Annotated in this window: 14 protein-coding genes; 6 read left to right on the forward strand and 8 right to left on the reverse strand. The window is 64.2% G+C overall.

The window, feature by feature from the left end:
* The coding region (gene mreB / locus ACTHNR_RS20215; RefSeq protein ID WP_440549440.1) for a rod shape-determining protein MreB at positions 1-578 on the reverse strand (578 nt) is incomplete at its 3' end.
* 376 nt (positions 579-954) lie between these two features.
* Here mreB and gatC point away from each other — a divergent pair.
* The 5 genes from gatC (at position 955) to ACTHNR_RS20240 (ending at position 6,056) form a co-directional block, all read left to right on the forward strand.
* Entirely contained in the window at positions 955-1,254 is a 300-nt protein-coding gene (gene gatC, locus ACTHNR_RS20220; protein WP_440549441.1) for an Asp-tRNA(Asn)/Glu-tRNA(Gln) amidotransferase subunit GatC, read from the forward strand.
* A gap of 39 nt (positions 1,255-1,293) precedes the next feature.
* Positions 1,294-2,796, forward strand: coding sequence for an Asp-tRNA(Asn)/Glu-tRNA(Gln) amidotransferase subunit GatA (gene gatA, locus ACTHNR_RS20225; RefSeq protein WP_440549442.1), 1,503 nt, complete (start codon positions 1,294-1,296; stop codon positions 2,794-2,796).
* Positions 2,793-4,268 (forward strand): Asp-tRNA(Asn)/Glu-tRNA(Gln) amidotransferase subunit GatB, encoded by a 1,476-nt coding sequence (gene gatB, locus ACTHNR_RS20230; RefSeq protein WP_440549443.1) that lies wholly within the window; start codon positions 2,793-2,795, stop codon positions 4,266-4,268. The genes gatA and gatB overlap by 4 nt, the downstream gene beginning before the upstream one ends.
* 94 nt (positions 4,269-4,362) lie before the next feature.
* Entirely contained in the window at positions 4,363-5,202 is an 840-nt protein-coding gene (locus ACTHNR_RS20235; RefSeq protein ID WP_440549444.1) for a PPK2 family polyphosphate kinase, read from the forward strand.
* A 77-nt stretch (positions 5,203-5,279) separates the two neighbouring features.
* Positions 5,280-6,056: an exodeoxyribonuclease III gene (locus ACTHNR_RS20240; protein WP_440549445.1), complete on the forward strand. Its 777-nt coding sequence runs from the start codon at positions 5,280-5,282 to the stop codon at positions 6,054-6,056.
* A gap of 40 nt (positions 6,057-6,096) precedes the next feature.
* On the opposite strand, the gene ACTHNR_RS20245 is transcribed toward ACTHNR_RS20240, so the two are convergent.
* From ACTHNR_RS20245 to argB, 7 genes are all read right to left on the reverse strand, one after another.
* A complete protein-coding gene (locus ACTHNR_RS20245) occupies positions 6,097-7,776 on the reverse strand; it encodes a carboxylesterase/lipase family protein (protein WP_440549446.1) in 1,680 nt (559 codons plus the stop codon).
* A 357-nt stretch (positions 7,777-8,133) separates the two neighbouring features.
* Positions 8,134-9,426 (reverse strand): AmpG family muropeptide MFS transporter, encoded by a 1,293-nt coding sequence (locus ACTHNR_RS20250; protein ID WP_440549466.1) that lies wholly within the window; start codon positions 9,424-9,426, stop codon positions 8,134-8,136.
* A 37-nt stretch (positions 9,427-9,463) separates the two neighbouring features.
* Entirely contained in the window at positions 9,464-10,093 is a 630-nt protein-coding gene (gene metW / locus ACTHNR_RS20255) for a methionine biosynthesis protein MetW (protein WP_440549447.1), read from the reverse strand.
* The gene (gene metX, locus ACTHNR_RS20260) at positions 10,090-11,238 is read right to left on the reverse strand and encodes a homoserine O-succinyltransferase MetX (protein WP_440549448.1); all 1,149 of its coding nucleotides are present in this window, start codon (positions 11,236-11,238) and stop codon (positions 10,090-10,092) included. Before metX ends, metW begins: the two co-directional genes overlap by 4 nt.
* Before the next feature lie 266 nt (positions 11,239-11,504).
* On the reverse strand, positions 11,505-12,236 hold the full coding sequence (gene slmA / locus ACTHNR_RS20265) for a nucleoid occlusion factor SlmA (protein ID WP_440549449.1): 732 nt from the start codon (positions 12,234-12,236) through the stop codon (positions 11,505-11,507).
* Positions 12,203-12,985, reverse strand: coding sequence for a pyrimidine 5'-nucleotidase (locus tag ACTHNR_RS20270; RefSeq protein ID WP_440549450.1), 783 nt, complete (start codon positions 12,983-12,985; stop codon positions 12,203-12,205). Before ACTHNR_RS20270 ends, slmA begins: the two co-directional genes overlap by 34 nt.
* Positions 12,986-13,031: 46 nt before the next feature.
* Complete coding sequence (argB, locus tag ACTHNR_RS20275) at positions 13,032-13,931, reverse strand: acetylglutamate kinase (protein WP_430363264.1); 900 nt, start codon at positions 13,929-13,931, stop codon at positions 13,032-13,034.
* A gap of 222 nt (positions 13,932-14,153) precedes the next feature.
* On the opposite strand from argB, the gene ACTHNR_RS20280 reads away from it, so the two are divergent.
* Positions 14,154-14,426, forward strand: a complete 273-nt coding sequence (locus ACTHNR_RS20280) for a cysteine-rich CWC family protein (RefSeq protein ID WP_440549451.1) — start codon at positions 14,154-14,156, stop codon at positions 14,424-14,426.
* Position 14,427 lies beyond the last annotated feature (1 nt).

A 14,427-nucleotide genomic window follows, 5' to 3' on the forward strand; every position in this document is an offset into this window, starting at 1 on the left:
TCGCCGCCAACGCGCACGGAGCCTTTATAGACGATGCCGCCCAGCGAGATGACGCCGACCTCGGTCGTGCCGCCGCCGATATCGACGACCATCGAGCCCGTGGCTTCCGATACCGGCAGGCCCGCGCCGATCGCGGCCGCCCTCGGCTCCTCGATCAGATAGACCTGCGATGCGCCGGCTCCATGGGCCGCTTCCTTGATCGCGCGGCGCTCCAGCTGAGTGGAGCCGCACGGCACGCAGATGATGATGCGCGGCGAGGGCGAGAACAGGCGCGATTCGTGGGCCGTTTTGATGAACTGCTTGATCATCGGCTCGGTGACCGTGAAATCGGCAATGACGCCGTCTTTCATCGGACGGATCGCTTCGATGTTGCCGGGCACCTTACCGAGCATTTGCTTGGCCTCGCGGCCGACTGCCTGAATGGTTTTCTTGCCGTTGGGGCCGCCTTCCTGACGAATCGATACGACGGACGGTTCGTCGAGGACGATGCCCTTGCCGCGCATGTAGATGAGGGTGTTGGCGGTGCCGAGGTCGATGGCCAGGTCGTTGGAGAAGTAGCTGCGCAAAAAGCCGAACATGAAATCCTGTCTCGCGGGAGAGGCCGGGCTTCGCCATGAAGGCGCCGCGCGGCGGCGGAAAAAATAAAAGCTTCGGGTTCTGAGCGGCTGCCGTTCGAGCGCCGCCACGCGAGCGCGAAGCTGCAATGAATTCGACCGGAGGCCGCGTACGCGAGGGGGCGGCTTATCGTGAGGCGCCGACTGGCCTGGGGTAGGGGCGGTCCGGGTTTGGATCGAACGCGTAATGATACCTTATAATTTCGACCTATTTGTAGTAAACGGGCGGTCCTTTTTGCCGTTCCGGACCCTCTGTTCGAGGGCCCGATCCGATGCCCTAACCCTCTGGCGCAGCACTGTTTTTTCCGCGCTGCGCTGCCCCAAGTTTCCGGTGAGACGCATGGCTTTGACCTTGACCGATGTGAAACGCATCGCCCACCTGGCACGGCTCGAATTGGCCGATGCCGACTGCGAGCACACCCTGGCTCGGCTCAACGAGTTTTTCGGACTCGTCGAGCAGATGCAGGCCGTCGACACCTCCGGTATCGCGCCGCTCGCGCACCCGATCGAGCAGATCGAGGATGTCGCGCTGCGCCTGCGCGAGGACGTCGTGACCGAAACGGTCGAGCGCGAGGCCAATCAACGCTGCGCGCCCGCGACGCAAGAGGGGCTGTATCTGGTCCCGAAGGTGATCGAGTAACCATCCTCACGATTCGGGATTTACGGAAAAAGAACCGACATGTACGAGAAAAGTTTGACTGAGCTCGCGGCTGCGCTCGGTGGAAAAGCGATTTCCGCCGTAGAGCTCGCCCAGCTGTATCTAAAGCGGATCGACGCCGAGCGCGATCTGAACGCCTTCATCGAAATCGACGCCGAGCGCACGCTCGAGCAGGCGCGCGCGGCCGACGCCCGGCTTGCGCGCGGCGAGGGCGGCCCGCTCACGGGCGTGCCCGTCGCGCACAAGGACGTGTTCGTCACGCGCGGCTGGCATTCGACGGCGGGCTCTAAAATGCTCGCGAACTACGAAAGCCCGTTCGACGCCACCGTCGTCGAGCGCCTGGCGCGCGCCGGCATGGTCACGCTCGGCAAGACGAACATGGACGAGTTCGCGATGGGCTCGTCCAACGAAAACTCGGCGTTCGGGCCCGTGCGCAATCCCTGGGATAAGCAAGCCGTGCCCGGCGGCTCGTCGGGCGGTTCGGCCGCGGCCGTCGCCGCTCGCCTGGCTCCGGCCGCGACGGCCACGGACACCGGCGGCTCGATTCGCCAGCCCGCGTCCTTCTCGGGCGTGACGGGCATCAAGCCCACCTACGGGCGCGTGTCGCGCTACGGCATGATCGCTTTCGCGTCGTCGCTCGACCAGGGCGGCCCCATGGGGGCGAGCGCGGCCGATTGCGCTTTGCTGCTCAACGCCATGGCCGGTTTCGACGAGCGCGATTCGACGAGCTTGCAGCGCGCCGACGAAGATTACACGCGCTATCTCGGCCAAGGCTTCAAGGCCGACGCTCCGGCGGGCAGGCCGCTCGCGGGCGTGCGCATCGGGCTGCCCACCGAGTATTTCGGCGCGGGCCTCGCGCAGGACGTGCGCGCGGCGGTCGATGAGGCGCTCAAGCAGTACGAAGCGCTGGGCGCGACGCTCGTTCCCGTGTCGCTGCCGAAAACGGAACTCTCGATCCCCGTCTATTACGTGATCGCGCCGGCCGAGGCTTCGTCGAACCTGTCCCGTTTCGACGGCGTGCGCTACGGCCACCGAGCAAGCGAATACCGCGATCTGCTCGACATGTACAAGAAGTCGCGCGCGCAAGGGTTCGGCCCCGAGGTCAAGCGCCGCATTCTGGTGGGCACGTACGTGCTGTCGCACGGCTACTACGACGCCTACTACCTGCAGGCGCAAAAGATCCGCCGCATCATCGCGCAGGACTTTCAAGAAGCCTTCAAGGTCTGCGATTTCATCATGGGACCGGTCGCGCCCTCGGTTGCGTGGGACATCGGCGCCAAGGGCGACGACCCCGTCCAGATGTACCTGGCCGATATCTATACCCTGTCGGTGAGCCTTGCCGGCCTGCCGGGCATGAGCGTGCCGTGCGGTTTCGGCACGGGCGGAGGCGCGAAGCGCCCCGTCGGCCTGCAGATCATCGGCACCTATTTCGACGAAGCCCGTATGCTGCAGGTCGCCGATGCGTTCCAGCGCGCGACGGATTGGCACACGCAAGCGCCGCAAGCGGCTGCGCGGGAGGCATGAACATGGAGTGGGAAGTCGTCATCGGTCTGGAGACGCACGCGCAGCTCTCGACTGTCTCGAAGATTTTTTCCGGCGCGTCGACGCGCTTCGGCGCCGAGCCCAATACGCAGGCGTGCGCCGTCGATCTGGCGCTGCCGGGCGTGCTGCCCGTGATGAACCGCGGCGCCGTGGAGCGCGCGATTCGTTTCGGTCTCGCGATCGGCGCGACGGTCGCGCCGCGCAGCATCTTCGCGCGCAAGAATTATTTCTACCCGGATCTGCCCAAGGGCTACCAGATCAGCCAGTACGAAATCCCGGTCGTGCAAGGCGGCACGATCAAGATCCAAGTACCGGCCAACGAAAAGACGGGGCTTGCGGCGTACGAGAAGACCATTCAGCTGACGCGCGCGCACCTCGAGGAAGACGCGGGCAAATCGCTGCATGAAGATTTTGCCGGCATGACGGGCATCGACTTGAACCGGGCCGGCACGCCGCTGCTCGAGATCGTCACCGAACCCGACATGCGCAGCGCGGCCGAGGCCGTGGCCTACGCGAAATCGCTGCATGCGCTCGTCGTCTGGCTCGGAATCTGCGACGGCAACATGCAGGAAGGCTCTTTCCGCTGCGATGCGAACGTGTCCGTGCGTCCCGTCGGCCAAAAGGAATTCGGCACGCGCGCCGAAATCAAGAACCTGAACTCGTTCCGCTTCCTCGAAGAGGCGATTCATTTCGAAGTTCGCCGTCAGATCGAACTCATCGAAGACGGCGGTACGGTCGTACAGGAAACGCGGCTCTACGATCCCGATCGGCGAGAAACGCGGTCGATGCGCAGCAAGGAAGACGCGCACGATTACCGCTACTTCCCCGATCCCGACCTGATGCCGCTCGTGATCGACGCAGCCTGGGTCGAGCGCGTGAAGGGCGAGATGCCGGAGCTGCCGGCGGCGATGCAGCAGCGCTTCGTCGAACAATACGGCGTGACGCCGTACGATGCGACGGTGCTGACCTCGAGCAAGGCGATGGCCGGCTACTTCGAGGCTGTCGTCGCAAAGACGGGCGCCGCGCAGGCAAAGACAGCCGCCAACTGGCTCATGGGCGAAGTGTCGTCGCAGTGCAATCGCGACGGCCTCGAGATCGACGCGTGTCCGGTTTCGCCGGCGCAGCTCGCGCTGCTTTTGCAGCGCATCGTGGACGGCACGATTTCGAACAAGATCGCGAAGGAAATTTTCCTGGCGATGTGGGACGAGAAAGCAACCGACGAAGGGGCCGCCGATCGCATCATCGACGCCAAGGGCCTGAAGCAGATTTCCGATACGGGCGCGCTCGAAGCGATCATCGACGAGGTGCTGGCGGCGAATCAGAAATCGGTGGACGAGTTCCGCGCCGGCAAGGAAAAAGCGTTCAACGCGCTGATCGGCCAAGCCATGAAGGCGACGAAGGGCAAGGCCAATCCGCAGCAGGTCAACGAGTTGCTCAAGAAGAAGCTGTCCTGATTCTTGCCGCGACGAACCGTGACGGCCGGCGAGCGCCCCCAGGCGCTTGCCGGCCGCGTCAATTGCGAGCCTAACGCGAAAAGGCAGGAGGGGCATGGCCAAGCGTGCGAAGTTGGACGATTTTCGCGTCCCGTTTTTCGATGGCGGCAAAGGCGCCAAGGCCTTGTCGCTCGCCGATTTCGATCCTTCGTCGAAGCCGTTCTCGGCCGGCTCGAAGCAGGCCGACCGCGAGCGCTTGACCGCGTATGCGGCGCGGCTCGACGAAATGCAGGAGCGGTTGCACGCCCAGCGCCGCGAGCGCGTGCTGCTCGTGCTGCAAGGCATGGATACGAGCGGCAAGGACGGCACCATTCGGGCCGTCTTTCACGAGGTCGATCCGCTCGGGCTGCGCATCGCGACGTTCCGCGTGCCTTCGCCGGACGAGGCGGCCCACGATTTTCTCTGGCGCGTGCATCGGCAAGCGCCGGCGGCGGGCGAACTGACGATCTTCAACCGCAGCCATTACGAAGACGTGCTCGTGCCGCGCGTGCGCGGCGAACTGACGAGCGCCGAAATCGAGCGCCGATACGCCCATATTCGACACTTCGAAACGCTGCTGGCCGATTCCGGCACCGCCGTCATCAAGTGTTTTTTGCACATCTCGAAAGACGAGCAGCGAGAGCGCCTGCAAGCGCGGATCGACGACGAAACGAAGCATTGGAAGTTCGATCTTGCGGATCTCGAGGCGCGGCGGCAGTGGGATGACTACCAAGCGGCGTACGCCGGCGCGCTGGCCGCGACGTCGACCGAGCACGCACCGTGGTATGTGATTCCGGCCGATTCGAAGTCGCATCGGAACCTGATGGTGGCGGCGTTGCTGCTGCGGGTATTCGAGGGCCTTGACCTCGAATACCCGCCGGCGAAGGAATCGCTCAAAGGCCTCTCGATTACGTAATGGAAGCGGCCGAGCGCGCAAGAAGAGGCGCGCGATCGGCCCCCCGGATTGAAATCGACTACAACTAGGATGACCTCATGCTGCGAGTGATTACGGCCAACTTGAACGGTATCCGTTCGGCCGCCAAGAAGGGCTTCTTCGATTGGTTCGGCCAGCAAAACGCCGACATCGTCTGCGTGCAGGAAGTCAAATGCTCGCAAGACGACATGACTCCCGAATTCCTCGCGCCGCACGGCTTCACTGGCTACTTTCAGCATGCGGTGAAGAAGGGCTACAGCGGTGCGGGGCTGTACACGCGCCATGAGCCCGACGACGTCGTCATCGGTTTCGGCAGCGAAGAGTTCGACCCCGAGGGCCGCTACGTCGAGGCCCGCTTCGGCAAGCTCTCGGTCGTCTCGGTGTACGTGCCGTCGGGCTCCAGCGGGGAAGAGCGGCAGCAAGCCAAGTTTCGCTTCATGGGCGAGTTCATGCCGCACCTTGCCGCGCTGAGCAAAGAGCGCGAGGTGATCGTGTGCGGCGACGTGAACATCGTTCATCGGGAAATCGACATCAAGAACTGGAAGAGCAATCAGAAGAATTCCGGTTGCTTGCCCGAGGAGCGCGCCTGGCTCACGAAGCTGTTCGACGAAGTGGGCTACGTCGACGTGTTCCGACGGCTCGACCAGCGGCCGGAGCAGTACACGTGGTGGAGCAATCGCGGCCAGGCGTACGCGAAGAACGTGGGGTGGCGCATCGACTACCAAATCGCGACAGCCGGCATTGCCGATACGGCCAAAGCGACATCGATCTTCCGCGACATCAAATTCAGCGATCACGCGCCGCTGACGATCGACTACGCGCATTGTGTGAAGTGAGTCGACCGCCGCGGCGGGGGTGTGCAACGCATGCCTTGTGTCATCGCCGGCGATGATCGGGTAGCAGCGGGTTCTCCGCATAGTACCGGCGCAGGAACGTGTGCCGCGGTTCATCGACATCGGCGATGGTCTTGGTCTCCACGGCGATTTGCTGACGCAGGAGCCCGCCTCGTTCTTCCCGCGAAGCCGGCCAAGGGGGCAGCGCCGGGTCGTTCGGCGTTCCCGTTTTCACGAAGTTCGCCACATAGCCCGAGAAGACGCGGGAGACCGCGTGATCCTCGGGCCGCCAGAGGAATCGGGTGGACAGCCCGAGCGTGCCGAGCGAGTATTTGATCTCGCTGCTGTGCACCGCGCCGTCTTCGGGCGGCTGCTCGGGTTCGGGTTGCCGCTTCGGCGGGCGCTGGTGCGTGAAGTAGTAGAAGTACACGGGCGAGCCGCCGGTCTCCCGGTGCGCGTCGACCCAGCGGCGCGTGGCGTGGCTGATGAAAATGTCGCTTGCCAGCGAGGTGGCCGAGCGCCGCACTTCGTCATCGTCGTTGCCGGGATAGAGGGCGAGCACGTCGGTAGCGAACGGGCCGAAAATGCGCTTGAGGGCGGATCGCCAGTTTTCAGGGGTGGGCGGCCGCTCTTCGAGAACCAAAGTGTGAGGGGCTTCATGCGAGTTGCTGCCCACGAGCAACGGCACGCGCGCTTGTGCTCCGGCCGCGAAGGTCGCCTCGAGCGGTTCGGTGAGAAACCGGCCATCCACGGACGGCCAAAAGAGAAATTCCGGCTTCTCTTTGGGGCCCGTGCCCGCCAGCAGAGCGTCGGCCGGCATAGCACGCAGCGCTTGCAGCGACGTAGCGTTCACCTTCTGTGCAAATCCCTGGGATACGGTGACGGCATCTTCACGCGACCAAACGGTGAGCGGGCCGAACGCCGCGCCGCTTTGACCGATCGCGCGCGCGAAAAGCCCCCGCGAGAGCGGCGAGGCCATATGGGCGGCCACGGCGACGGAACCTGCCGATTCGCCGCCGATCGTGATCCGATCGGGATTGCCGCCGAACTTAGCGATGTTTTCGCGCACCCAACGCAGCGCGGCGTGCTGATCGAGCAGACCGAAATTGCCGGCAGCGCCATAGGCTGACTCGCGCGCCATGTCCGGCAGCGTCAAAAAGCCAAATACGCCGAGCCGGTAGTTGACCGTCACCGTCACCATGCCGCGCGAGGCCAGGGCCGCGCCGTCGTACCTCGGCTCCGAACTGTCGCCGCCCGCGAAGCCGCCACCCGAAAAATAGACGAGTACCGGCAACCTGTCGCCGGCGGCGCGCGCCGGCGTCCACACGTTTAAAAAAAGGCAGTCCTCGCTCATCTGGCGCGAACGAAATTCGGTGCGGAATAAGGGCAACTGCATGCAGTGCGCGCCGAACGCGTTCGCCTGCCGTACGCCGGCCCAAGCCGTCAGGGGCTGCGGCGGCTTCCAGCGAAGTTCGCCGATGGGGGCGGCCGCATAGGGCACGCCCTTGAACACGAGCAATGGCGTCTCTTGGACGGACATCCGCACCCCTTCGATCTCGCCCGGCGGCAGCGCGATGCGTGTAGGTGGAAGCGCATCGGCTGCGAGCGATGCAGCCGGCGGAAGCCAGCCGAGCGAAGCGGCGACGAGTAAGGCGGCTGCGGCGCGACGGCGCGAAGAACGCGCGAAGCGGATGCGGTGAATCATCGCAAATTGAGTCGTCATCTTGATCCTCTCGAGTCATGAAGGAATGAGGGTGGACCGCATTTCGCATAGAAGACGCGAATAAGTCATCGACGCCACGAGCCAATGGCGTAATGAAGATGTCGCTGAATGATTAGATCGGACTGATTTACCTGAATCCGCTATCAGGTCGCCTCATTGCGGCCAGCCGAGGGCGCGAGAGGATTCTGATGTAGTTTCTGCCGGCAATTGTCGTAATTTTTTTAAATAAGACTAAATGAATTACGACCGGACGAAAGGAATGGTCAGCCAATCTTTTTGCATAGAGATTGAGCTACTGGTTTTATGGGCCAATGCAGGCGATGCAGTGCGGATTGCAATATGTCGGATTGCAATCCGCTACGCGCGTGCTCGCCAGGGAGCGATCTTCGGCAGCAGCAGCATGCCGGGCGCGGCGAGGGCCGCGCAAACGAGGAAGTAATCGAACCAGCCGATTTTCGCGACGACGAAGCCGCTCGCCGCCGAGGCCAGCGTGCGCGGCACGGAAGCGAGGCTGGTGAAAAGCGCGAACTGCGTGGCCGTGTAGCGCGGATCGGTCGTGCTGGCGATATAGGCGGTGAAGGCCGCGAGCGTGAGGCCGGTCGCGAACGTTTCGAACCCGTAGATCAGCGCCAGCGCGGCGGGGGAGGGGCCGATCTTCGCGAGCCATGCGAAACCGAGCGTCGAGACGATCTGCACGAGACCGAAGATCCAGAGGCCGCGCGCGATGCCGATCTTCACGAGCCATGCGCCCCCGATGATGCCGCCCGCCAGGCTCGCCCAGAACGCCGTCGTCTTCGCGATGACGCCGATCTCGGTCTTGTTGAAGCCGATATCCAGAAAGAACGACGTCGAGAGCGTGGTCGCCATCGTGTCGCCGAGCTTGTAGAGGAAGATGAAGGCGAGCACGAGCAAGGCGGCGCTAAGGCCGTCGCGTGTCACGAACTCCGCGAGCGGCTGAACGATTGCGTCGCGCAAGTTCTTGGGAGGCGTGCCCTGCACTTGGGGCTCGCGCACGACGAGCGTCAGGACGAGGCCCGGCAGCATGAATGCCGCGGTGACGGCGAACACGATGGTCCACGGCAGATGATCGGACAGGATCAGCGACAAGGAGCCCGGCACGAGGGCGGCGACCTTGTAGGCGTTGACATGGACGGCGTTGCCGAGCCCCTGCTCGGTGTCGGTCAGCAATTCGCGCCGGTAGGCGTCGATGACGATGTCTTGGCTCGCGCCGAAAAACGCGACGAGGGCCGTGAGCGCTGCGACGGTCCAGATCGATTCGCGCGGCGAGACGAACCCGAGCGAGGCGATCGCGCCGGCCACGAGCAACTGCGTCGCGAGCATCCAGCCGCGGCGGCGCCCGGGCCGCCAAAACGGCAGCCGCGGCACGTAGCGGTCCATCAGCGGCGCCCAGACGAACTTCCACGTATAGGGGAATTGAATCAGCGCGAACAGGCCGATTTCCTTCAGATTGACGCCTTCCGAGCGCAGCCAAGCCTGAACGAGATAGACGAGCGTGAACAGCGGCAATCCCGACGTGAAGCCGAGAAACACGCAGATCAGCATGTGCCGGTTGAGGAACGCTCTCCAGCCCGGATGCGCCTCGTGAGCGCTCAACGCGGCGCTTTCGCCGCCGTGCGGCGAGGGCGGGATGTCTCGTTTGATGATCGGCCTCTTCAATGCGGCGTGTTCAACCCGGCGCGGCTCCGCTCGAGCCGCGCCTGACGCGGTAGACCGCAAGACTACCACGCCAGTTCGCGCCCCAACGCACCGCGCGGCCGCCGTGCAGGACCACGCGGTCGAGAATTTCGATGCCGACTTCGGGCGCCAGCGCCTCGAAATCGCGGATGGTCAGCACGCGCACGTTCGGCGTGTTGTGCCACTGATACGGCAACGATTTCGAGACAGGCATGCGACCGCGCAGGACGGAAAGCCGGTGCGGCCAATAGCCGAAGTTCGGGAACGAAACGATGCACTCCTTGCCGACGCGTACCGTTTCGCGCAGGATCGCGGCGGTTTGATGGATCGTTTGGAGGGTCTGCGAGAGGATGGCGAAATCGAAGCTCGCATCCTCGAACAACCGCAGGCCGTCCTCGAGGTTTTGCTGGATGACGTCGACGCCGTGCTTGACGCAGGCGAGCACGCCGGCATCGTTGATCTCGATGCCGTAGCCCGAGACACCGAGTTCTTCCGAAAGCAGCGCGAGCAGGCTGCCGTCGCCGCAGCCCAGATCGAGCACGGTCGCGTTGGGTTCCACCCAGCGGGCGATCGCGCGGAAATCGGCCCGCGCGGCGAGCGAATCGATGACGGCCTGATTCATGCGCCAACCTCCAGGGCAATGCGTTCGTAATAGGCCCGCACGACGTTGTGGTAGCGCGCATCGTCGAGCAGGAAGGCGTCGTGTCCGTGCGGGGCGTCGATTTCGGCGTAGGTCACGCGCCGCTTGTGATCGAGCAGCGCTTTGACCAGTTCTCGCGAGCGCGCCGGCGCGAAGCGCCAATCGGTCGTGAAACTCGCGATCAGGTATTGCGCGCGCGTATGCGCGACGGCGGCGGTGAGGTCGCCGTCGAACGCCTTGGCCGGATCGAAGTAGTCGAGCGCGCGCGTGATCAAGAGATACGTATTCGCATCGAAGTAATCGGCGAATTTGTCGCCCTGATAGCGCAAATACGATTCGACCTCGAACTCGACGTCGAAACTGAAGCGATAGTCGCCGTCGGCGCCCCCGGTGGGCCGGCGCAGCGCTCGCCCGAATTTGGTCGCCATGTCGTCGTCGGACAGATAGGTGATGTGGCCGATCATGCGCGCGACGCGCAAGCCGCGCCGCGGCTTCACGCCGTGAGCGTAGTAGTCGCCGCCGTGAAAATCGGGATCGGAGAGAATCGCCGAGCGCGCCACTTCGTTGAATGCGATGTTCTGCGCAGAAAGCTTAGGCGTGGATGCGACCACGATGCAATGGCCGATGCGGTCGGGGTACATGAGGCTCCAAGCCAGCGCCTGCATGCCGCCGAGGCTGCCGCCCATCACGGCCGCGAACCGCTCGATGCCAAAGGCGTCGGCCAGGCGCGCCTGAGCGTTGACCCAATCCTCGACGGTCACGACGGGGAAGCGCGCGCCATAGGGCTTGCCCGTGGCGGGATCGAGGCTCATGGGGCCCGTCGAGCCGAAGCACGAGCCCAGATTGTTCACGCCGATCACGAAAAAGCGATTCGTATCGAGCGGCTTGCCCGGCCCCACCATGTTGTCCCACCAGCCGACGTTTTTCGGCTCGCCTTCGTAGACGCCGGCGACGTGATGCGACGCGTTCAGCGCGTGGCACACGAGTACGGCGTTCGAGCGCGACGCGTTGAGCGTGCCGTACGTCTCCACCATCAGGTCGTAGCCGTCCAGCGTCGCGCCGCTTTGCAGCGCGAGCGGCTCGTTGAAATGCATGCGTTGTGGAGCGACGATGCCGATCGATTCCATGTATTCCGCCTTCTGACAGGGCGGCTAAATGGTGTCGGCGATGCGCGGGACGTGCCGGTGCGCGGCTGACGACCTCTTTAGCCGCATTTATAGTGAACCCGGCACTGAAAGCCTGGGTTCGCGCGCCCGCAATCGAGTCGACAAATCGGCGCGCTGCCTTACGCGATCCCGCCGGGCGCCATCCCCTGAAAAGGGCGGGCGCATGGCCGAGACTAACCGCTTAAGGCGATAGAACGGCAAAGCATAGCGGAAAAGCCGATAACGCGCTATTGGAGAATCAAGCGCAACTGCGCGTCCGCATGCTCGGCCGGGGCCCGGGTGAACCCGCTACGGGCGTAGCGGTGCCAGCGTCCCACGACATAGCTTACGAGCAGGTTGGCGCGCACGGATGGATCGTAATCGGCCGGCAGCGTGCTGGCGGGAGCAGCAGCGGGATCGATTCCGGTCCCGGTCCCGGTTCCGGTTTCCGTTGCGCTTTCGCCTCGGCCCGGACTTTGACGGGCCTCCATGAGGGCGACGCGCAGGCTCTGCTTGACCGAGGCTTCGACGCGTTCGAGCATCTGCGCCACGCGTTCGGCGAGCCGAGCGTGCTCTCCGACAAGGGCTTCGCCCGTCAGTACGCGCGTCATCCCAGGATTTTTCGCGGCGAAGTTCAGCAGCATCATGCCGATCGCGCGCGCTTGCAGCACGCCGTTCGGTTCTTTTTCGGCAATTTGGTTGATCAGCCCGAAAAACGTGGTTTCGATGAACTCGATCAGCGCCTCGAACATCTGCGCTTTGCTCGCGAACTGTCGATACAGGGCCGCTTCCGACACACCCAGGCGGCCGGCGAGCGCGGCCGTGGTGATCTTCTCGCCTTTCGGCGCCTCCAGCATCGCGGCGAGTGTGTGCAGAATGTGCACGCGGCGCTCGCCGGGCTTCATGCGGGGCGTGCGCCCCACGTTCGCCGGGTGCGTTTCGTCGTCTAGCCCGGTGTCTTGCTCTCGACTCGGCTCCATTTGCGCCCCGTTTCGTGACCCGTTCGAAGCGATTTTAGCGAACGAATGCGACGATCGACATAGTGCGGTCGCCCGCTGCCGGGCATTCGGGTCGAACGTTTGTCGCCGAGCGCCGACGTGCTCAAGTGTCCGACGATCCAGACCGTGCCGATGCCCAGCCGCCGGTAGCGCTTCAAATGCGAGCGCGTGTCTTCGACGAGAATGGCCTCGGACATGGGCACGCGCGCTTCGCGCAGCACCCGGCGCAGCATCGGCAAATCCGGTTTGGCATGCCACGCGCGGCGCCGGCGCATGTGCTCGATCGCGATGACACGCTCGAAGAGCCGCTCGATGCCGAGCTGCGCGAGCACCGCCCGTGCGTAGGTTTCCGGCGCGTTCGTCAAAATGATCTTGCGCCCCGGCAGCGAGGCGACGAGCCGGGCGATGCCGCGCTCGGCGCGCACCATGTCCGGCAAATCGGGGAAGGTATGGACGACTTTCAGGAAATCGTGCGGATCGATCGGATGGTGGCGCGCGAGCCCCAGCAGCGTGGCGCCGTAGCGCCGGACGTAGCGCAGCCGGAGGCTGTCGGCTTCAGCCGTCTCGACGCTGAGCGCCTCGACGATGTAGCGCGTCATGGCCTCGTTGATCGCCGGAAAGATGGCGTGCGAGGCATGATGCAGCGTGTTGTCGAGATCGAACAGCCAAACCGGGCTGCCCGCGCGCGGACGCACCCGGGCTTGCTTGCGGGGCGTCGGCAACGAGGACATCGGCTATGACTCCAAAGCACCGCGCCGGGCCCCGGCGCGTAAAAGCTCAGTGCGAGCGGATCATCGTGCCGAACGGCTGCTCGGTCAGAATTTCGAGCAGCACCGAGTGCTCGATGCGCCCGTCGATGATGTGAACCGAGCGCACGCCGCTCTTGGCGGCATCGAGCGCCGATGCGATCTTGGGCAGCATGCCGCCGGAGATGGTGCCGTCTTCGAACAGGGCGTCGATCTCGCGCGCCGACAGATCGGTGAGCAAGGTGCCCGATTTATCCATGACGCCGGGGATGTTGGTCATCATGACGAGCTTTTCCGCGTTCAGGACGACCGCGAGCTTGCCCGCCACCAGATCGGCGTTGATGTTGTACGACAGGCCGTCTTCGCCGAAGCCGATCGGGGAGATCACGGGGATGAAGGCGTCGTCCTGCAGCGCGCGCACGACGGCCGGGTTGATCGATTCGACCTCGCCCACTTGGCCGATGTCGACGTACTGCCCCGGATTGTCGCGGTCGGGCATCATCAGCTTGCGGGCGTGGATGAGGCCGCCGTCCTTGCCCGTCAAGCCGACGGCATGGCCGCCGAAATGGTTGATGAGCGTGACGATGTCTTGCTGCACCTCGCCGCCGAGCACCCACTCGACGACTTCCATCGTTTCTTCGTCGGTTACCCGCATGCCCTGGATGAACGTGCCTTGCTTGCCGATCTTCTTGAGCGCTTGATCGATTTGCGGGCCGCCGCCGTGCACGATGACGGGGTTGATGCCGACGAGCTTCAGCAGAATCACATCGCGCGCGAAGCCTTGCTTCAGGCGCTCTTCGGTCATCGCATTGCCGCCGTATTTGATGACGACGGTTTTGCCGTGGTATTGGCGGATATAAGGCAAGGCCTCGGCCAGAATCTCGGCTTTCAACGTGGGCGCGATTTGGGCGAGGTCGATGGGCTCGGACATGGCGGCAAGCTCGGCAGGCAACGGTTCAAACGGGAGGCGGGGGGCGAAAACAGGCGCCAATTGTACAGGACTGAGCCGCGCGTCCGCGGTTTTTGGTCGCAGTGCCCGTATGACGCGCCGATTCTTTGACATAGATGCATGCGTCGTGCCTCGAACGCTGGCATCATCGGGCAATCGTGTTGTTTTTACGACAGTTTTTGTCTGCTTGTGACGGTATCTCCCATGGATGCCCCTGATCGCCCGCCGAAGTCCGTGTCGAGCGCGCGCTGCGCCCGTTGCAAAGTCGCATTCGATTGCGGCGGTTCGACGCGGCCGTTCGATTGCTGGTGCGCGGGCCTGCCGGCTTTGCCATTGCAAGCGCGCGAGGCCGGCGAGGGCCCGGCGCGGTGCCTGTGCCCCGCTTGCTATGCCGACGCGCTGGCGGCCGCGGGCCGCCCGAGCGCCATGGGCGCTTCCGGCATCGCAGGCGCCTCGAACGAGAATGTCACCCTCTGAA

Source organism: Trinickia sp. (assembly GCF_051954495.1).
GTDB lineage: Bacteria > Pseudomonadota > Gammaproteobacteria > Burkholderiales > Burkholderiaceae > Trinickia.

Bases quoted from the DNA above. Each gene is read 5' to 3' on its own strand.
- ACTHNR_RS20280 (WP_440549451.1), top strand. From the start codon at position 14,154: ATGGATGCCCCTGATCGCCCGCCGAAGTCCGTGTCGAGCGCGCGCTGC.
- ACTHNR_RS20245 (WP_440549446.1), bottom strand. From the start codon at position 7,776: ATGACGACTCAATTTGCGATGATTCACCGCATCCGCTTCGCGCGTTCT.
- ACTHNR_RS20240 (WP_440549445.1), top strand. From the start codon at position 5,280: ATGCTGCGAGTGATTACGGCCAACTTGAACGGTATCCGTTCGGCCGCC.
- ACTHNR_RS20235 (WP_440549444.1), top strand. From the start codon at position 4,363: ATGGCCAAGCGTGCGAAGTTGGACGATTTTCGCGTCCCGTTTTTCGAT.
- ACTHNR_RS20270 (WP_440549450.1), bottom strand. From the start codon at position 12,985: ATGTCCTCGTTGCCGACGCCCCGCAAGCAAGCCCGGGTGCGTCCGCGC.
- metX (WP_440549448.1), bottom strand. From the start codon at position 11,238: ATGGAATCGATCGGCATCGTCGCTCCACAACGCATGCATTTCAACGAG.
- argB (WP_430363264.1), bottom strand. From the start codon at position 13,931: ATGTCCGAGCCCATCGACCTCGCCCAAATCGCGCCCACGTTGAAAGCC.
- slmA (WP_440549449.1), bottom strand. From the start codon at position 12,236: ATGGAGCCGAGTCGAGAGCAAGACACCGGGCTAGACGACGAAACGCAC.
- metW (WP_440549447.1), bottom strand. From the start codon at position 10,093: ATGAATCAGGCCGTCATCGATTCGCTCGCCGCGCGGGCCGATTTCCGC.
- gatC (WP_440549441.1), top strand. From the start codon at position 955: ATGGCTTTGACCTTGACCGATGTGAAACGCATCGCCCACCTGGCACGG.
- gatA (WP_440549442.1), top strand. From the start codon at position 1,294: ATGTACGAGAAAAGTTTGACTGAGCTCGCGGCTGCGCTCGGTGGAAAA.
- gatB (WP_440549443.1), top strand. From the start codon at position 2,793: ATGAACATGGAGTGGGAAGTCGTCATCGGTCTGGAGACGCACGCGCAG.